At 56.7% G+C, this 17943-nt stretch carries 18 protein-coding genes and 2 pseudogenes; 4 read left to right on the top strand and 16 right to left on the bottom strand.

The features are described from left to right. The 4 genes and pseudogenes from JMY28_RS38500 to JMY28_RS38485 all read right to left on the bottom strand — a co-directional run. A pseudogene (locus tag JMY28_RS38500) lies at nt 1-474 on the bottom strand (hypothetical protein); the annotation flags it as partial. A gap of 125 nt (nt 475-599) precedes the next feature. Next, nucleotides 600-773, bottom strand: a pseudogene (locus tag JMY28_RS39285) (ferritin-like domain-containing protein); the annotation flags it as partial. A 113-nt stretch (nt 774-886) separates the two neighbouring features. After that, nucleotides 887-1807, bottom strand: coding sequence for an HNH endonuclease (locus JMY28_RS38490; RefSeq protein ID WP_201701100.1), 921 nt, complete (start codon nt 1805-1807; stop codon nt 887-889). A 427-nt stretch (nt 1808-2234) separates the two neighbouring features. Continuing rightward, on the bottom strand, nt 2235-2708 hold the full coding sequence (locus JMY28_RS38485) for a hypothetical protein (protein WP_201701099.1): 474 nt from the start codon (nt 2706-2708) through the stop codon (nt 2235-2237). 223 nt (nt 2709-2931) lie between these two features. Here JMY28_RS38485 and JMY28_RS38480 point away from each other — a divergent pair, with 223 nt between their 5' ends. Then, the gene (locus JMY28_RS38480) at nt 2932-4557 is read left to right on the top strand and encodes an esterase/lipase family protein (RefSeq protein WP_201701098.1); all 1626 of its coding nucleotides are present in this window, start codon (nt 2932-2934) and stop codon (nt 4555-4557) included. Nucleotides 4558-5504: 947 nt separating this feature from the next. Further along, a complete protein-coding gene (locus JMY28_RS38475; protein WP_201701097.1) occupies nt 5505-6488 on the top strand; it encodes a hypothetical protein in 984 nt (327 codons plus the stop codon). Between the two features lie 431 nt (nt 6489-6919). On the opposite strand, the gene JMY28_RS39280 is transcribed toward JMY28_RS38475, so the two are convergent. Then, nucleotides 6920-7054 carry a helix-turn-helix transcriptional regulator gene (locus tag JMY28_RS39280; RefSeq protein ID WP_236597252.1) on the bottom strand — a complete coding sequence of 45 codons (135 nt, stop codon included), beginning with the start codon at nt 7052-7054 and terminating at the stop codon, nt 6920-6922. A 187-nt stretch (nt 7055-7241) separates the two neighbouring features. Between JMY28_RS39280 and JMY28_RS38465 the strand changes: the two genes are divergently transcribed. Next, nucleotides 7242-7994, top strand: a complete 753-nt coding sequence (locus JMY28_RS38465; protein ID WP_201701096.1) for a hypothetical protein — start codon at nt 7242-7244, stop codon at nt 7992-7994. A 562-nt stretch (nt 7995-8556) separates the two neighbouring features. On the opposite strand, the gene JMY28_RS38460 is transcribed toward JMY28_RS38465, so the two are convergent. The 3 genes from JMY28_RS38460 to JMY28_RS38450 form a co-directional block, all read right to left on the bottom strand. Next, nucleotides 8557-8991, bottom strand: a complete 435-nt coding sequence (locus JMY28_RS38460; protein WP_201701095.1) for a hypothetical protein — start codon at nt 8989-8991, stop codon at nt 8557-8559. A gap of 477 nt (nt 8992-9468) precedes the next feature. Continuing rightward, on the bottom strand, nt 9469-10350 hold the full coding sequence (locus JMY28_RS38455; protein ID WP_201701094.1) for a hypothetical protein: 882 nt from the start codon (nt 10348-10350) through the stop codon (nt 9469-9471). 311 nt (nt 10351-10661) lie between these two features. Beyond that, on the bottom strand, nt 10662-11345 hold the full coding sequence (locus tag JMY28_RS38450; protein ID WP_201701093.1) for a hypothetical protein: 684 nt from the start codon (nt 11343-11345) through the stop codon (nt 10662-10664). 239 nt (nt 11346-11584) lie between these two features. Here JMY28_RS38450 and JMY28_RS38445 point away from each other — a divergent pair, with 239 nt between their 5' ends. Continuing rightward, nucleotides 11585-12049 (top strand): choice-of-anchor tandem repeat GloVer-containing protein, encoded by a 465-nt coding sequence (locus tag JMY28_RS38445; RefSeq protein ID WP_201701092.1) that lies wholly within the window; start codon nt 11585-11587, stop codon nt 12047-12049. Nucleotides 12050-12143: 94 nt separating this feature from the next. Here the strand turns inward: JMY28_RS38445 and JMY28_RS38440 are convergent, their stop codons facing one another. The 8 genes from JMY28_RS38440 to JMY28_RS38405 all read right to left on the bottom strand — a co-directional run. Further along, a complete protein-coding gene (locus JMY28_RS38440; protein WP_201701091.1) occupies nt 12144-12587 on the bottom strand; it encodes a hypothetical protein in 444 nt (147 codons plus the stop codon). An 11-nt stretch (nt 12588-12598) separates the two neighbouring features. Beyond that, nucleotides 12599-12853: a hypothetical protein gene (locus JMY28_RS38435; RefSeq protein ID WP_201701090.1), complete on the bottom strand. Its 255-nt coding sequence runs from the start codon at nt 12851-12853 to the stop codon at nt 12599-12601. Between the two features lie 260 nt (nt 12854-13113). Continuing rightward, complete coding sequence (locus JMY28_RS38430) at nt 13114-13671, bottom strand: hypothetical protein (RefSeq protein ID WP_201701089.1); 558 nt, start codon at nt 13669-13671, stop codon at nt 13114-13116. A gap of 210 nt (nt 13672-13881) precedes the next feature. Continuing rightward, nucleotides 13882-14310, bottom strand: a complete 429-nt coding sequence (locus tag JMY28_RS38425) for a hypothetical protein (protein WP_201701088.1) — start codon at nt 14308-14310, stop codon at nt 13882-13884. Nucleotides 14311-14330: 20 nt separating this feature from the next. After that, nucleotides 14331-14576: a hypothetical protein gene (locus JMY28_RS38420; RefSeq protein ID WP_201701087.1), complete on the bottom strand. Its 246-nt coding sequence runs from the start codon at nt 14574-14576 to the stop codon at nt 14331-14333. A gap of 187 nt (nt 14577-14763) precedes the next feature. Beyond that, entirely contained in the window at nt 14764-15537 is a 774-nt protein-coding gene (locus JMY28_RS38415) for a hypothetical protein (protein WP_201701086.1), read from the bottom strand. A 60-nt stretch (nt 15538-15597) separates the two neighbouring features. Beyond that, nucleotides 15598-16257: a tyrosine-type recombinase/integrase gene (locus JMY28_RS38410; protein ID WP_201701085.1), complete on the bottom strand. Its 660-nt coding sequence runs from the start codon at nt 16255-16257 to the stop codon at nt 15598-15600. Between the two features lie 575 nt (nt 16258-16832). Continuing rightward, a partial coding sequence (locus tag JMY28_RS38405) for a hypothetical protein (protein WP_236597251.1) occupies nt 16833-17943 on the bottom strand: 1111 nt, incomplete at its 5' end.

Here is a 17943-nt window from a genome sequence, read left to right as displayed (position 1 = left end):
CACACTGAAATCGTACAGCGCCAGCTGCTCCCGCACACGCGCATAGATGCGCCGGATATCATCGACAACCGCCGCGCGGATTTCATCCTCGAACATGGGCTCCTGCGCGTAACGTGTGAAGCCCTCCTGGGCATCCATCTGATATGCGCTGAACAGGCCGAGCTCCACGCAGTCCGCCACTGCGCGCTGGACCTCCGCCACAGAGCCGGCTTCTTCCGGCCTGCCCAACTGCGCGGCCCTCAAAAACCGGCCAAGTCCCGCCTCCTGGATCGCAGGACCATCCACAGACGCATCCTCCTCACCATCGCTGTCAAGCCGCACGTAAATGTATTCTTCGTTTGCGAAGTGCGACTTCTTGCCTTCGTCAAACTTGATTTCGCCATCGACGCAGTCCAAATAGCGAGTACCGATTCGGCCATGCTCCCAAACCCAATTCTTCAGGAGCGGACGTAGTGGATGCAGCCTGTGGCGGATTCAACCGGTCGATGCAACACCTAGAATCTGCGTGAGCAGCGGAGGTGTTGCAAATGAAGCAGCGACCGAGAATTTATTACTCTGAGACCCAGAAAGCCCTGATGTGGGACCGATGGCGCAAGGGCGATATGATCCTCCGTATCGTCGAGGATCTCGACGAATGCCTCCCCGGAAACGAAGTCTCTCACAGTTTCGCAGTCGGCGATCCCGTCCCTGCACTGCGCCTGGGCAGACTGTTCGGGCTTGAGGTCGCACTGAAGTACCTCGAGCGTATGCTCGCCAATAAGCACCTTGTGCAGGAGACGTTTTGTCGCCGGTTTAAAAATTACCAATCGTATTTGTGTTGCGTGGCTTGCTCGTCTTGCGCCTGCAGTTTTAGCATTTCTTCTGCGGACAATTTGCGGACAATTATTCAATCCTTGACCCAGTCCTCCATCTTCCTCGTGAACTGCTGAGGGTTGTTTCGTATCCTCCAGGACTTCTCTGAAAGTCTGTCAATCAGTTCGTCGTCGCCTGGAAAGTGCTTTGCAATTACCTCTGTGATGAACCAGTCCCGAAGTTCGTCGCGATTGGCCCCGTAGTGTGCCTCTCGATGGTCATTCGGGCAGATGGCGACCATGTTCCATTCCTTATCGTCGCCGTCACAGTTGAGCGGGATGACGTGATGCGCTTCCAGGTAGCGCCCTTGCGGCGTCTTGAAACCCTCTTGCTCGCAACGCTCGCAAATGCCGTTGGCTCGCTGTTTCACGGCGACCACCTGTGATGAGTCGCGCTCGTAGATGGCTGTGCCGTCTGTGTCAGTGACGATAGGCTTCTTGGGCGCAGCCTCCTGCCCTTTCGCTTCCGCCCTTGCTTGGTCGTCGAGATACGCATCGAAGCCAGATGGCTGCGGTACGTTTCGATACACGACGATGCGACCCATCTCATCGCGATGATGCGGATACCATGGAAGCGGGTCCAATTCTCGCAGATGCGCTTCGTCTCTTTCTCGAAGGCCCACCATTGTCGTGATGCCGTCCAGTACAGCTACGCGCAAGGGAGCACCCTTGTAGTATGCGTCCAGAATAAGCGAAGCGACCGCATAAGCGCGGTTGATTTGCACAGGCAAGGCGGTGCTTCGATTCTTCTCGGCCCATTCCGTGAATTCATCGACGAAGTAGACAATTTCGCCATCGTCGAAAATACTGTCGTACCATTGGAACGTGAGATATGGGCCAGCAGGAGCCTTCTTGAAACACCAATCGTAAATAGAGGATACCTCGATGCCAAGCTCATCCGTAATCTCCCGAACGAGCTGCTTTTTGGTCGGTTTGACGTCTTGCTTTTTGGCCATTTGCGATTTAAATAATTACCTTTTTAGGCAGTGGATATCGCTGTGCGCATCGGTTACGCAAACGAATTCAGTGGAGGTTAGCGTGCGGCTCCAGTGAGGAATAACCCGGCGATTGCAAAAGCGCGAATGCCAGTTTGCATTAAACGCCCTCCTTCCACACATAAAGTTGCCATGTCAACTATATACAATGGTGTAAACTATTTGTATGCGTCAAAATGTCGCCAATGTCCCTTTCATTCGAATCGCCCATAGCGATGGGCAGTTGCAGGCTTGGAAGCGGTCGTTGCGGTATCGCGAGCTTGATCGCCCGTTCAGGTTCGATGGTCGTCCTTTGTCTCGACGATGGCCGCACGCGAACAGATCTGACTGGGACTGTCAGATGGCGTCCCAACATATACATGCTGAAACACCGGCGCAACATCGCAGGTCATTGCTTCTGACACGTGGCTTTCGGTTCATGCAGATTCATCGCCGCGTTTAGTGCACCGTAGCAAAAGAAGAACAAACCGGTGGCAGCGAACGCGACGCTAACGAGCATCGTGCGCTTATGCTTCTTGGGATCGTGATCCGGGTTCGTGTCGTCCATCAAATGGAGGCGCACATATAGCACGATCCACCCAAATAACATGGCGCCCAAGCCACACACCAGACCAATCACGAACAGCAGGATCGATCGTCGAATGTGGCAGCTATCGATCGCGCCTTGAAGTTTGTCGAGCCCCGCCAGCATCCCCGCAGCGGCACCCGCGTTGAGGATGTTAAGGGCCTTGAATAGTTCCAGCGCGAGAGTATTGAGTGCTTTGAGCGTTTCTATACGGCGGTTTGACTCTTCGTCTCCCGTGGCGCTCTCCTCTGTGTCACGTGGCGCGTCGCGCGGGTATGACCCGTGCCTTGCCACCACACATGAGAGTCCGCCAGCGCGCGCGACATATGTGCGCTATCGCACGTCGCACACCAGTCTTTCGCGATACTTTGATTCGGACGCGTTGCGTCTGATCTCGATGTTCCCGTTCGCAAACGTCGCTTGCCGTCGCTCGCCTCAGAGCGGAAACCGCACCTCCCTCTTCCCATTGATACGCCGTCCACCGCCCGTGGTGTCGCACGGCCCAGCGCGGGAGAAGTCCATGCCCTATACCACTGTGAACCCCGAGGCGTACCACCCGATTATCTATATCCGTGGGTACGCGATGAATGAGTCAGATATCGACGAAACGACGGCCGATCCGTTCTGCGGCTTCAATGTCGGTTCGACCGTGTACCGGGCGCGGCCGAGCCCGACGCCACCCGCGCGTTTTGTCTTCGAGTCGCCCGTCATGCGACTTGTTTCCGATCATGGCTACTCGAACGTGATCAGCCAGGGAACCGATCTCACGTCGGCCTCATATTCAGGCACCATCTCGCGCCGCTCGATTGTTGTTCACCATTACTACGACCAGGCGTCCTCGCTGCTTGGCGATGGGCAGACCCCGCCCATTGAAACATTCGCGGCCGACCTCGCCGCACTGATCCAGCGGATGACCGATCACGTTCTCGTGGGTGACAACGCGGGCGATAACGGGTACAAGAGCCGCGACGATTTTCGCTGTTACCTCGTCGCGCACTCTATGGGCGGGCTCGTTGCGAGAACCTTCCTGCAGGGCATCGGGAAGGGCTTCGATGTGAAGTTGCGCGATCGTGTCCTCAAGCTCTTTACCTATGCTACGCCGCACAACGGCATCGATGTCCTCGGCATCAACGTTCCAGCGTTTCTCAAGCCCCATGGGATCAATACGTTCGATCGCGCTGTGATGGCTCAGTACCTCAACCTGAAGCAGTACGACCCCCAAAGCAAGGACCCTCACAAAAATTCCGTCGCATGGATGCCGAAGAGCTGCATGGATGCCGGCAAGATCTTTACTTTGATCGGGACGAACCGGCAGGACTATGAGGTGGCACTTGGTCTGTCGCGCACATTCGTTGGGAAGGGCAGTGACGGACTCGTTCGTATCCAGAACGCGGACCTCACAGGCTTCGACGAAACCGGGAAGGATCAGGACGAGCCATGCGCGAAGGCCTTTACATTTCGCAGCCATTCGGGCTTCTTTGGCATCGTCAACAGCGAGGAGGGGTATCAGAATCTGCAGCGTTTCCTCTTTGGCAACTATCGTGTGGACGTTTGGCTTGACGTCAACAATGTGACCCTGCCTACGGGCGACCTTGCCAAAGCTGACGCTGAGGGCACCCTCGACGCCAGCTACCCTGTCGAACTGCTGGTCTCGCTGCGCAACAACTCGTGGTATCTGACACGGCGTGTGGCGGTCGAGGATTCTGCGGCAGTCGTCGAGCATCATGACTTGCGTGACGCGAATCGAAAGCCGACGTCGGTTACCAAGCTGCTCTCCACGATTTTCATGGCGGACTGGGCCAAGATCGACCCGGGGAGTGACACCGTTTCCTACCGGCTTCAGCTTGGCGTGCTGATGCCGGACTTCCAGATCAACAAGGCCGATGCGTCTGATAGCCACTACGAGGGGAGCAAGATCTTTAGCGGCGCGGCCATCATCGAACTGAACACCAAAGATCCTGATCATTGGACAGCCACCTACTACTGGGAAAGCGAGGCACCCGGATCCGCCCAGCCACCCAACATCCGGCCTCTTGGGCTTGTGCCAGACAACAAAGGGCACCTCGTAGCGGCGATCCCGGTATCAAGTGGCGGCGCGGTACAACTCAATGCGCAGATCCGCTTTATCGTGACTCCCTGGCAGTAAGTCTGCGCTGGGCTCAGCGTTCGGGACCGTCCCATGTCACGCGCCACAATGATGGACTATGCGCCATTGGGGGCTTCGGATTCGCACTGGTGTTAGTTGGCCTGACAACACCACATGGCATTGGCCCCCTCACGCCGTTGTCAGAGCCCTCGAAGCTGTACCGTCTCGCCTTAGCAGCCATCAAGGGCCTCGTTGCAGAGATGTACTCAGGCTCGTGGCTCACGAAGACCATACTTCTCATCAGAGCCTAAGCGGATAGCCTAGAACAGCAGCAGCGAGAACGCGTGTCGAAGGCGGATTCGGCTACATGACAGCGTTCTAACGCCACATCTAGCGTTGAGCGTCAGCTTCGTGCGTGTTACCTGATGCGGGTCTGGAGGGCTGCACGTAGGGTGCCCGCAAAACGAGAATGCAGCTGGAAGGACTTCTCTGCTGGACTTAATCAAATACTCTTTCGAAAACTTCCGCCGTGCTTTTCAGACCCACCAAACTTGAGCGACACCGTAGAAAGGGGACGCTAGGATGGCATTAGAATTGTACTTGGTAGACGACCTGATTCGCCTCGCTGCCGCTGGGACGGGCTTTCGTATTGACGCAACCCTACGGCAAACGGACGACCTAATCCGTTTCGCTGGTGCTGCTGCGCGAGGGGGGCGCGAATTACATTCGCAGGGGTAACGTTGCGGCAGCGCGACGATCTGATTCGGATTGCTGCCGCAGGCGGGGGCAATATTAGCTTTGATGAATAGCCCAGCACCTCGATCGTAATGTTTTTGTAATTCAAACTGACGTGGGAGCCCAAGCGTCACGGCGAGCCAGCTGCTTATCGTTTTTAAGCTGAGACGACTGGATGAACTCGTGCAAGGTTTTGCGGAGCCGCTGAGGCATTGCGCACGGGCGCAGCCATCGCCTACACTCGTCCGACACGATCACGTGGGGTGGCAGCCTTGGATAAGAAAAGCGGGGAAAGCAAAGATGTGAAGTCGCGGTGGGCGCTCCTAACGCTACCACATTGGAACGGTATCACCGGCCTGATTACCATACTGGGAATTGTCGTTACGATCCTACTGGGGTTCCATGTCTCCAATCCAGAGGAGACGACGGGCACCCTTCAAGTGCGGCGCTTTCTTGCCTCAAATATCGTCTCATCAGCCCTTCTCCCGACAGGGGAAACTTCGTCTATTGGGCTAAACATCGGTGGGCAGACATTCACGCCGGACCGCGTTCAACTTCGGATGTACTCTATCGAGAATCACGCTGGCAAGTACATTTCGCCGCAAGACTTTGACTCTCCCATCACGCTGCAAGCGCTGTCAGGCAACAGAATAATTGCCGTAGAACTCACTCCACCCGCAAATCGCCCCGCAATTCCCGTTACGGTTACAGGTGGGAGCACTGCGGTAATCGGCCCTACGCTTATAAATGCAGGGCAAGTGATGCTCTTGAAGGTATTCGTCGAAACCCCAAAGGTCCCAGCTGCAGTCGAAGACCCATATTCCAACGGCGACCAAGCAATCCGATGGACGGCGGAAATCAAAGGTGTAAACCTTTCAATCATTGGCTTAACGCGGCCGCAGTCTGAATGGATCGAGAGCTATGCGCCGGGCTTTTTCGTCATGCACAAGGCAAATGCGGTCTGCGCCATTATCGCGATTGCATTTCTTCTTTCCTGCGCACAACTGCTACGCCTTCGTATGGCATCCCCACTTCTCAAACTCAAAGCCCTAGGTATATTGGAAGTTGCGGTCCGCTTGGGACTTGCGTGGGCGGCGGCTGAATCGCTCATTTCCTTCGAGGACACCTTGCTCGCAACCACGGCACTCCCGAATTGGCTGTGCGTTGGAGCCTATGTGCTCGTGCTGGTATTGCCGCCTCAGCGGGGCTTACGCGCATCCGTGCCGCGCGCGGAGCCTTCAATTGAGACGGCGTAGGTACTCCAACTTGGTATTCTGGCCAACTGCGATGTATTAGCGTCGTGAGATAATTCCGTGAATGTTCGAACCTACGCACCCCGCGGCGATCCTATCCTCAACAGCCCGACCGCGCCGCCGACATCCTGGAAAAGTTGCTTACGCGCGGTGGTTTGTCGTGTTCAGGCGACGAAGCGCTGGTTCCGGTTACTGAGGCGCCGGCACTCAAGCGCTGTGGTGTCGTCGAGTCCGCGAGCGTCGGACATCAATCGACCCATGAACCGAATTTCCCGCTGGTTCCACGATATCGACCGCTGTTCGAAGTGTTCTCGCCGGTCGAGCAGGAATAAGGCGAAGTGCAGGAGAAGGCTAAGTATCGAAGGGCGGTGTTCTTTCCGAGTGCTGCGCTAACCGGTCCTCCACAGCCGCGAAAAACGCGGAGGGAGTGAGGCTCAGCACGAGCACAGCTTCCAGACCACTCTGATACTCGGGCTGTGGCGCCCCAACTCAATCAGCGAGACGTAGTTCCGTTCCATCTCGGCGGCGTGGGCGAGGGCTTCCTGCGACAAGCCTTTCCGCCGTCGCACCGCCCGTAGCACTTCACCCACCGCCTGTTCCGGCTCCAACGCCGTCGCCCCTCAAGATGCAAGACGCTCGACGTTAAGGACACTTCATCGGCATGTCTTCACAAAGTATTGGGCAAAGCGAATCAGGCGGGGTATTGTTGCGTTATTCGAAGGTGTACCCGCAACCCACTGATAAGAACCAAGAAAAATGAGTGAAGGCTTGACGCTGAAGGAGCGTGCTGCAACTGACCCGGCGCTTCAAAGCGCGGTGGAATTCCATCGTGTGTTGGCACAGTCCCTAGCAAAGGATTACTGGCAGACGTTCCGGGAAATGTATAGAACGACTGGCCTACAGTCCGCGCTCATCTGGGGCATGAATATGCAAGAGCCCATCAGGGCTAAAGCAGCGGAATATGAGGCGGAGGCTCAAATTCCCGGGCTTGGCGAGCAGTACCTCGCGTACTTCCGAGAGGAGCAGACGAGGCAAGAGCAAGAGTTTCCGCTCGATCCGGAGCCGGTTAGCGACGATGCCGCAACCGACCGCGACACCGAATTGCGCAAATTTGCCGATGATCTGGTTGAGCTACATTGGCGGCTCTTCCTCAGCGCTGCTGGTCGCGGTGATGAGGATGGCGCACGCAAGCTGATCCTTGGTTTCGAGCGGAACTGCGAGGAAAACAAGGCGAAGGTCATCCGTGGCGAAGGCGGCCCCAAGCACACCCCGGAAGAATTCAGAAGAATGGTCCATTACATTGAGGAAGCTCGTTGTCGCATCGCGGATGAATATGATCGCGATCCGGTTGCGTTGAAGCGCAGGCTAGGCGTTCCAGTCAGTGTGAGCGCCAGCGTACCGGTGAGGCAGAGCAACCGCATGGGCATCGGTGAGATGGCGGTACGCACAGCGGTACGCGCGACAGTCTGGACAGTAGTACGGGACCTGATTCGGGCGATCCTGCGCTGATCTTATTTGAGCATCCCAGCGACCACTGGAACGACACCGATGTCATATCGACTGCGAATACGCCACAATTTGAAGCCAGATTGTTGATGTCCACGCAGAATTGATCCACGTGATTGAATGCCCTGCTCATTCTTTGAGCGGGGGCGACAAGGGTGATCACAGTGGGCATATTGGCCAAGATCCGGCGGATGTATTTCCGCGAGAAGGTCCCGCTGCGCGAGATTGCGAGGCGAACGGCCCTGTCCCGAAACACGGTACGCACGTGGCTGCCGCAGGCCGACGCCACCGAGCCGAAGTAGCCAAAGCGCATCAGTCCCAGCGTCATCGACGATTGGGCTGCACAGTTGACGGGTTGGCTCCGGGCAGACAGTCATCGACCGAAGCGTGACCGGCGCACGGCGCGGTTCATGTTCGAGGCAATTCGCGAACAGGGCTACGCCGGCAGCTACGGCCATGTCAGCGCGTTCGTGAGGCGCTGACACGAGGAGCAGGCCGAGGCGCCGCGCAAGAAGGCCTATGTGCCGCTCGCCTTTGAGCCCGGCGAGTAATCGCAAGCTTGCGATTATTCGCCGGGCGCGAACTCGAGGATCGTCGTTGCCTTGACGACGCGCTCAGCCGCCAGACGGCGCAGCATGCGCTTCACGGCATCGTAACTGCCGGTATAGCCGTGATTGCGCTGAAGGGCTGCATGGATTGTGGTGCCCTGGACGCCGGCGGCGAGCCACTCGCGAACCTGCTCGCGGTACGGCTCCACCGTCGAGATGCTGCTGCGCGGCACCTGTCTCGGAACGCTGTTGAGGACGCTTGCTATCTCGGGATCTTCCGGCATGGGCTGCGCCGGATCGAGCCAGCCTCGCGACTGGGCTTCCTGCCGTAGTGCTGCAAGCTTGGCTCGGCCCGTCAGGCGTCGCCGCGCGATGTCGCGGTCGGAATCACCGCGTCGCACGCGCACAAGGATGTGACGATATTCGAACAACTCAAACCTCCGGTTGGCCATAGGCACTCCGTTCAAATGAACGGAGCGTACCGACTTGGAAAGTTCGAATTGCGCTTGTGCCCGCTACCGCTGGCTTCTACACGCCAGCCCGCTGGGTGGCTCCTTTCGCCGCCCACGAGGTGGCTCGATTACGCCGCCCGCTGACAACAGCATTCATCGAGCGTTAACAGCCCCTTCGTTCATTTTGTTAAGGGTTCTAAGGCAACGCGCCCGAATGGAGGTGTCGTTTTCGAACATTTTCCCCGCAGGTATTTCCGCGCTGGAAAATCCGCCAGCACGGATAGTTGCGGAATCGGCAACGGCTGGCGGACGTGGTTTTCACCATGGTTTCACGGAAATCGGAGGTTTGAAAACCATGCCGGTAGTTCGCACCTCAGAAGTTCGCACGGAAGTCTGGACTGCGTGATGCAGTCGATAGTCGTGGCGTCTTTGCCCGTCTTGTCCAAATCAGACGCCGGTACGCAGCGCGGTGCGCGGTCAGCTACTGGGTTCGACAAGCACTATGTGACGACCCAGGTCCTGGGCTACATCGAATGGTTCTCGAGTCTCAACTGCATTCATCTCTAACGGTCTGTTTTGATCGACAATCAAAGCCACGGCTTTACTTGCCTCCTCTCCTTTGACCCACTGTGTCCGTGTGTACTTCTCGGGGAGTTGAGAAAGCCCCTCACCAGCGATGCTAATTTTAATCGCAGCCTGTTGATGGTATGTGGTACCAACTAGTGCGAAATTTGATTGTTGAAGTGTTATCGCCAGCCAACAATAATAGCTGCCGTGGCCATGTGTGGCGATAAACCACAGTGCATTTTTAAGCATGAAATAGCCAATGATCACACCCCAATGCGATTTCTGTCCGCCGGCATCTGGAACTGGATCACCGTCTTGCACGTCGAAGGCTACGATCGGCGGTATCCCTGCGTCGATGGCGTTGCAAATAGAGCCGATGAACGAGCCCGGAATAGTCCACGTCTTTAGGCGTACGTAGTAATTCTCGGTCTTCACCGCTCTGGCAACCGCTGCCAGTTGTTTGGCCGTCCATACGCCACCGGTCGACCGTTTCACCACCCCGTTAACGTCGAGCGCCCCGACTGCCTTCCCGAGGTTACGCAACGAGGGTTGCTGTTTCTCGGCTTCATCGCGGTCCTGGACGTCGACATCGCGTTTGCGGGCGGGCACGCTAGTCTGCGTGCGACCCTTTGCCTTCCAGTAATCCATGACGATGCTAAGCGCATAAAAGCCGCAGGTCGGCCCCTCCTGCGTCTGAGCAATCGGGATTGGATCGAGTACCCGCCCCGGAGGGTTCCCGCTTGCAATCTTGCTTGCCAATGCATGGAGAGCATCAGGTGTAATCTTCGGCATTTTTCGCTCCCGACTCTTCCTGCTACAAATCGCTATGGGTCACGGACCTAGCGGGTCGATTCAGTTTAGGAGATCAGTGCGTTTTCCCATAGGTTCAGTCAAGACAGGCTGATATGGAAGCGCGTTACGGAGGATGTACGGGCCTAACCACGCGCTCGATTAGCACACCGGTTACCACGGAAGACGAGCCCTTGAGAACCATCCAATCGACATGAACCGTCGAGACTTCCACAACCTCCCTAATCCGATGAGGAATCCTACTAGCGACGTGGAATCTGATTCCACCCATTGCAGCGGTCACACTCGCAGCCTCATCCCCCACCAGTGCACAGTTCCTTATGCCGTGGTTTACGAGGTCCAGATAGATGACCACCCGTTGTCGATTCAGGCTTCGAACGCTGATCTGGGGTCGAGCAATAGTTGTTGTTGATCATGGTAACGCCGCCCGCCGTACCTTCCCGATTCGATGACTCTTCCTTGTCATGTGGCTTGATGTATCGGTCTATGAGGGCTTTAGCGGTCTCGACTAGGATCTCTTTGCCCCCATCGACGGCCGCTTTCTGTATCGCGTCTTTCAAATTGCTAGCATCCTTAGCTGCGACCGTCCCAGCACTGACCAGGGAGTCAACCAGGCCGATCAGTGGCGCGACCGCACTCTTGCCGGTTGGCGAGCGTTGACTCTCGACGAAGTCATTTAAGATCGCAGCGTTGCTTGGCGCTCCTTGCTGCCTTGGCGCGCCTAATTGGTCCACGTCGCCCAAAAGGGCCCGGGGTTCGACGCCCCCTCTTCCCATCTCCAATCTGCCAATCTCAAGCCTTTCAAGCCTACGCCTTACTTCTATCTCAGATCTCTCCCATTCGAGGCGACTGTGTTCGATCGAAATGCGCTCTTCCTCTAGCTTCGTGTCCGACCAAATTTTCCATACCCAGATCGCCGCAATTAGCAGAGGGAAAATTACAGCGCCCAATAGCGCTGCCCCTTTGGCGAAGGCCATAAACCTTCCTTCTGGCCGTTTCGAGTCTTCGACGTCTGCCACTTCGCTCACCCCGCGCACGAATAGGGCCGGTGCGATACGACCCGCACGTCTGCAACGGAAAAAGCCGTAGACCGCTGCGCAGGAATGCTACTACGCAAGATTCTTGGACAATGTTCGATACCACACACTCGGCGCCCACACACGGTGTTGCACAGCTTCGGCCAGCAAACCGACGTAGCACCAGCACTTCGTCATTCATGAACCTCGACGGGGCGGGCCCAAAGTCTGCTCTCGTCGTGGGCTCTGATGGCGCGCTGTATGGAACCGCGTACACCGGTGGGGATACGCTCGGCTCGATCTTCAGCATTGATCTCCAAGGCAACTTCACTGTGCTCCACGTGTTTGCGCCCACAACGAGTACGCAGGCAGATGGCGCATCGCCCACGAATGCACTGGTTCTCGGCCAGGACGGGGCCCTGTATGGCACGACATCCACGGGTGGCGCTAACGGCTTGGGTTGCGTCTTCAAGATAACGAACTCGGGTGCCTTCAGCATCATCCATTCGTTTGCCAGGTCCGATGGTCAGCTGCCGGGTCAACTGGTGGTCGATTCCACAACCGGCGCGCTGATCGGTACGACCTTCAATGGCGGCTCCGATGTGACGCAATCGTTCGGCACGGGCTATACAGGCAACGGTGTGATTTTCCGCATAGTGCCGTAATCCTAGTCCAATAAATTAGGAAGACCCACTGCCGGTGTTTGGAGTGAACTGCGCCCCAAAGGTTGGACATCGATCCAACCTTTGGGGTGTTTTCCTATACATCAGCGGGAACGCCATGCTGAGCGAAAATTTGCTCCAAACGGGTGATTACTGATCGCGCGAACTGGACAACCTCTAGCTCCGTTCCATCAGGCCACCTCACCCAACGTTCGCCAGACGCGTTAATGGCGATGCTGTTGATCGGCGCGCCACCGATTGCCCCAGACACGGAGAGCGTTGAAGGGTCGGGGCGGCCGCGCGTAAGCACCATGTGCTTAGCCTTATTACAAACATCGGCGCAATGCCGAATGATCGGATCAGCGAGGAGCGACTTATGGTCTACCTCGGACAAAACCGGCTTGAGGTAGTCGGTTACGTGATAGGCCGTGGTGAAAAGGTTGTACACGTGGTCAATGGAAGCTTCACCTTCAAGGCGCGAGAGTTCACGCCGCGCCTTTGCGAGCATCGCACCAGCCGTGTTCAGTTCGAAGAAGCTCATTCGTTGTTTACCTATGCGTTGATGCGTTGCGCTCGGCTCGCCTCGCGAATCCGCTTCGCTGCATTACGTGGCGTATCGGATACCTCTGTCCAGTCGTGATGCGACCATTCGATCAGTGCAGCCGCCTCGCCCAACGTTCGCGCGGCGATCACGTTGCGAACTTCGTCTGCAACTTCGCTCCACCACGCCGAGCCTTCGCAGTCGCTTGCGCGTGTGTCGATCGCATTTCGATAGATCGCCTTAACGGTGGAGAGCGTGATTTGCATCGCGTTTTCCATTCCGTTTAGCTCGACTGAATGCCAACTATCTTGACGTCTGCCGGGCGCACGCGAAGACGCCGAGCTACGGCCCGCTGCGCTCGTGTCGACAAATCGTATCCCTTCGCCGCATCGGCAACACGCGCAACGAACTCGACACGGCCGACGACCAGTTTGCCCTCTCGTATCGTCTCATAGTTCGCAGTAACCGCAATTCGCTCCATGTCGTTTTCCCTTCTTTCGCGCACGCAATGACGACGTTCGCCCGCCTACTTAACCCGGGGCAGTACGATTTCCACCGGAAACTCGGGGGTGAATGCGACGATCGCATCGTGGACCTTGTCGTAACGTATCCCCAGCATTCCGGCAGAACCGCTCATAACGAGAATTCCGTGCTCGTAGCGGAAAAACATCCTGCTCGACGTGTCGCCGGTATTCGTGACAACAAAATCGTAGCCGCTGCGCGCGATCAGTGTCGAGTCGATATCGTCTTTAACTTTCCACGATCCAACGAACTCGTCCCCAGTCCTTTTGCCGCAGGCAACCAAAAGCGATGATGCGCTGATGGCTAGGAGTGCCACTACGGCAATGGTCTTCAACCCATTTTTCACGTTCTTCGAACGCGGCCGCTCGATGGCACTGCCGCTTTCCTGCGTTGTTTTCCGTTGTAACTGGCCAAGCTCGGGAATCGCGCGATCCGCAGTCTTCCGCGCTTTGCGAGGCCTATGTGTCTGGTTATAGCCAATTGCTGGGTCGCTACTCCGCAAGGCCAAAATCATGTCGCATTCCATCCTGCGGACTTCCTCCTTGCTTTCGGACTCGAACAAGATCTCCTCGCGAAGCGTGAAGTCCTGAAGTTCCTGCTTCGAAAACTCCTAGGCGACCAGTGCATTGAACCAACTGCCAAAGTAACGCAGCGAATGGCCGGTGCCACCATCATCCTTTCCGACGTAAATCTTCCCATTGGGAAATGGTGATCTTATAAACGACATACTTAAACATCGGCGTGGTCGCTCCTGACTATGCGTTTTCTTTGGTTAGCTTTCGGCAACGCATAAAGCGCCGTACAAGAATGAGTTCAGCGTTAAGCTGCATTCGGTGAAGTCATCGACGACCGTTCCAATATCATCTTCCGTCCACGCGACACCATTTCTGAACAGTCGCTGTCCGCCGTCTTCGTCGGTCCCTGGTTTGCCATGCAGCAACCCATTTCGCCGGTGGACCAATGCGTCGAACCGTCGCGCCGCCGAAATAATTTCTGCGCTGCCGTTGGCTTCCGCGAGGCGGATGAAGTACTTTGCGATGTTCCCAGCCGTGCGCTCAGCGATCCGGTCGATACACCCCGGTTCCAAGCGTTCGCAACACCATACGGCATTCCACTCGAGAATCGCAAACGCATATGCGGCCAACCCTAACGCGGCTACGTACGTAGGATCAACGGGTACGCGCAGTCGATCATCCTTCACAATAGTTGTCCAGTGTGTTCTTACTTGCGGTTGCGGGCTCGGTCGATGACTTCCGCAGCGATCTTCTCGTGGACGCGAACACGATGCGCGCGAAACTCGAAGTCCGGCCAGCGACGCACGCACTCATCGAGCGCCCGCTCCGCCTCGGCCTGTGACATCGCTTTGTCGTAACCCGGCCACGGCTCGTATACGTCATCGCCTTCACCCGGCCGAGCAAGTCGGACAAAGCGCTCGATGATCCAGTCGTCCGTGAGGGGGACAGTCATTGAGGTTTCCCTATGCGTTCCTGCGAATATCCAACATCTTCAGCCGAGTATCGAGCTGTTGACGCTTTTCTTCCGCTCCCGGCGTACCTTTCCGTGCATCGCTGGCTATGCGCCGGTATTTGTTTCGAAGCCTCTTGGCTTCCTGCTTCTTTCGCGCGCGCTGTGTCTTTGCCATACAGTCGTTTTCCTACCGACTTGCCTTGTAACGCTCAATCGCCGCCAAGATCTTCTGTGCACAAAGCTCGGCGCGCTCCGGCGTGTCACATTCCGACGCTTTCACTCGTTCCACGTATACGCCTTCATGTGCAAGCATAGCGGACCGGTCATGCGCATCGGCCGGCGACTCGGTATGGACAGTGTCACCATCCACCTCGACCTGCACAACGATTCCCTGCTTCACGACCACGAAGTCCGGTTCAATGCGCCGATATTGCTTGCCACCGCGGAGGAAGACGGGCAACGGAGCAAAGGGAATACCTATTGTCTTCAGCGCCCCATAGAGCAGCATCTCCGGCTTGGACCGGAACAGCAAACCATCAAGCCGATGCGGGGCAATGTTGTCCGACCGGACGCGGCCCTGGTTCGACACGCCATCTCCCGCCAACCATGCCCGCGCCTTGTCGCGCCATCGGTCGTCGCCTACAACTTCCGGGGCGATCACCACGCTGGTGAGAACCTGGTTACTTGAACCGCGCAGAAACTCATCGATCTTTGAGGCAATCGCCTTTTCCAATTGCTCCAGCGATGCCTTTACCTGGGCGTACACGTGTGCAGGCAATTCTAATGTAAGGGTATAGCCGTACGTACCGCCGTTCCAGTTGTCATAGGACGTTTCCTCAATCTTTGGTTTTGCAGTCACGATTACCGCAACTTCGTTCGCCGCTCCATCGAAAGCGAACTGACGGCTAACGGAAGCGAGTAGCGGCTCAAGGTTATTCAGGTAGTCCGAAAGCGATCCCATGTTCTTTCCTTGCATTCGTCGACGCATTCGCTTAATGCCACCTGCCGCGCATTCGCGCCATCAAATTACACCGCTTACGATCGCCGGCAGCCTGACAGGGTCGCCCTCCACCAGGTTCTTAACGGCAGTAAGACTCGAAACTCCAATTAACTCCTGAATGAGCTTCAACGAACGGCCGTCGCGATGGAGTCGTACAGCAAACGTTCGGCGCGCAGCGCTGGCATTCCCGTTCTCGATCCCAGCCTGTTGATGCAGGCGCCGGACGATCTCCGTCAGAGTCTCGCAAGAATAGCTGACCGCGCCAGTGCTAGTAACGCGCCTCGTGAACGCAAATGGCCCGCCCTCGCCAGTCAGGAACAGCGGGCTGTTTGGATCGACGCCGCGATACGCCGCGCGGCGCATGGTAATTCCGTGATGCGCAGACAGGCGATAGGATAAGTAGCTATCGATCGCAGCGCACACCTTGGCGTTTGCCCAAACAAGCGGCCTAGCCTTACCGTTGAACGCAATCTCCGAACGTAACTTCGAATCAACGCGAATCTGCCCATTCTCGATCAGGTAATCCGATACCCGCAACTTGGCAACTTCGTTGGGTGTGAGTCCTGTTCCGTAGAACACCGTCAGCAGCGCAACGTCGCGGACCGGGTTTTGCCCAGTCACCGCTGCGACTTTGAGCGCATGGCGAATTTCGTGTGATTCGATGACTGGCGGTTTTGCCATCCTGTAATGCCCTCGATATTGAACGCATTACGAGGAAGTATGGTCCCGCCTCCTTGCAAACACAACCAGAAGGCGCGGCAAATCGAACTTCCTCGGAAAAATGCCGGATGCGCGACGGACTACGACACAGGCGGCATCCGGAGCGGACCGGGGCACACGGCCGCACCGCCGCCAGCAACGCCTTTATCAGTTGCCAGAAATGCCGGACCTGTTTAACGAATGGGTCGTCAGCCGTATTGAGCTAAATACAACGCCTTGGATCCAGAAAACGGAAAACGGCCGGAAGGTCTTGGCAAGAGACCAGGCTGCTGAAGCGTGGGCCGAAGTTGAGGCGATCGACGCCTGGAACGATGACCAGTGCCGAGCCAGTTGTCTCCTCTATTTGGAGAAATAGGTTGAACTGCCGGTGCGCGTTTCAAAGCTGGCGCACGATGGATGTTGCCGGAGAGGCGGCGCGGTCATTCAATCGCAGATTGGGTTGCGTACTCCACTATATGATGGCGGGGCGAATCGGCGGTCGCCTCTGTGAGAAACAATTGGATCCCTGCCTGTCACTCTCTGTCGACCGATCTGTCTCACCTATGTGAGTCAGAATTCATGGCCACCATGGCGGCAGCGGCTGCGGATCGCTGCGCGAACAATATAAGCAATGCCGGCTGTGATAGATCTTTCATCGTTCCGAAATCCGGCTGGCCACTGAGAAGCTGGAGCAACGTCTCCTTGGGGGTGTCCCTGTGCCATTCAAGGAAGCTCTCAAAAAGCTTGATGGAAAGTTTAATTTTTCTATTGCGAGGGCGGTCCTCCGGCGCGGTTCGTCCCTCTGCTGCATTCAACTCGAAGTCCCCGATTATCAACTCGCCGCGGGCCATGGCTTCCCACAGATGCATAGGCGACATCAGGGGATCTAACTGAAAACGCAGCCGGGCGACGTTTAGCGTACGCCACGCGTTGCGATATCGATTCCCAATTTGCATCGGCCGCATTACGCCTGAAACAGCCGCACAAACAGCACCAAGGAAACCTAACCCCGTAGCAAACGCAGTAGCGTATTGAAACTTATTTCCACCGCCGAGGAAGTAGGTTACCCCGATACCGGAGACGATCCCGAAGAGCGATAGTGCGTACGCAGAGCCTTGGTAGACATACGCAGCCCGATTCCACTCGTAAAGGAGATCTTTATAGTCCTTAGGAATGCGTTGCGATTTTGTCTGTTTGGACGCCTGCTCTTCGTGGTGATCGCTGTGTTCTTCTTCGTGGGTGTTGTCGTGCGGCTCGTGGCGCTGAAAGCCATTGGGTCCTTCATGACTATTGGGTGCAGCCGCCGCAGTTGACATGATTTTCCCCCAGACGCTTGGAGAATGCGCTCCAGAACGCTTTTGGGCGGTCTCCGTGAATGAGTACGACATTATGACGCGGGTGTGACAGAGCCAAGACTGGTATGTCCGGCAATGTGCGATGACGCACATAGCACCTACGTGCCATCGCGCAGGCATTCGTCGCAATGTCAGCTTCGTGGCCGAGATGATCTTACCCACAGACCGGACGCTGAAATCGCCGATGGCAACAGTCGGCCAGGAAGCGTCGTTCGCTGCAATGGACACCCGGTCATTTGAGCGGCGTCTTTCGTTCGACTTCTGGCCGCTCGCCGGAAATTCTTCAATCTTGCCGACTGCTAAGGCGCCCGAG

This window comes from Paraburkholderia hiiakae (assembly GCF_904848665.1).
GTDB lineage: Bacteria > Pseudomonadota > Gammaproteobacteria > Burkholderiales > Burkholderiaceae > Paraburkholderia > Paraburkholderia hiiakae.
This window is presented reverse-complemented; position numbering and strand designations above follow the sequence as displayed.

What these genes read in the sequence shown, in the direction of transcription:
- JMY28_RS38490 (WP_201701100.1), bottom strand. Translation starts at nt 1,807, where the DNA reads ATGGCCAAAAAGCAAGACGTCAAACCGACCAAAAAGCAGCTCGTTCGG.
- JMY28_RS38480 (WP_201701098.1), top strand. Translation starts at nt 2,932, where the DNA reads ATGCCCTATACCACTGTGAACCCCGAGGCGTACCACCCGATTATCTAT.
- JMY28_RS38465 (WP_201701096.1), top strand. Translation starts at nt 7,242, where the DNA reads ATGAGTGAAGGCTTGACGCTGAAGGAGCGTGCTGCAACTGACCCGGCG.
- JMY28_RS38460 (WP_201701095.1), bottom strand. Translation starts at nt 8,991, where the DNA reads ATGGCCAACCGGAGGTTTGAGTTGTTCGAATATCGTCACATCCTTGTG.
- JMY28_RS38455 (WP_201701094.1), bottom strand. Translation starts at nt 10,350, where the DNA reads ATGCCGAAGATTACACCTGATGCTCTCCATGCATTGGCAAGCAAGATT.
- JMY28_RS38450 (WP_201701093.1), bottom strand. Translation starts at nt 11,345, where the DNA reads ATGGCCTTCGCCAAAGGGGCAGCGCTATTGGGCGCTGTAATTTTCCCT.
- JMY28_RS38445 (WP_201701092.1), top strand. Translation starts at nt 11,585, where the DNA reads ATGAACCTCGACGGGGCGGGCCCAAAGTCTGCTCTCGTCGTGGGCTCT.
- JMY28_RS38440 (WP_201701091.1), bottom strand. Translation starts at nt 12,587, where the DNA reads ATGAGCTTCTTCGAACTGAACACGGCTGGTGCGATGCTCGCAAAGGCG.
- JMY28_RS38435 (WP_201701090.1), bottom strand. Translation starts at nt 12,853, where the DNA reads ATGCAAATCACGCTCTCCACCGTTAAGGCGATCTATCGAAATGCGATC.
- JMY28_RS38420 (WP_201701087.1), bottom strand. Translation starts at nt 14,576, where the DNA reads ATGACTGTCCCCCTCACGGACGACTGGATCATCGAGCGCTTTGTCCGA.
- JMY28_RS38415 (WP_201701086.1), bottom strand. Translation starts at nt 15,537, where the DNA reads ATGGGATCGCTTTCGGACTACCTGAATAACCTTGAGCCGCTACTCGCT.
- JMY28_RS38410 (WP_201701085.1), bottom strand. Translation starts at nt 16,257, where the DNA reads ATGGCAAAACCGCCAGTCATCGAATCACACGAAATTCGCCATGCGCTC.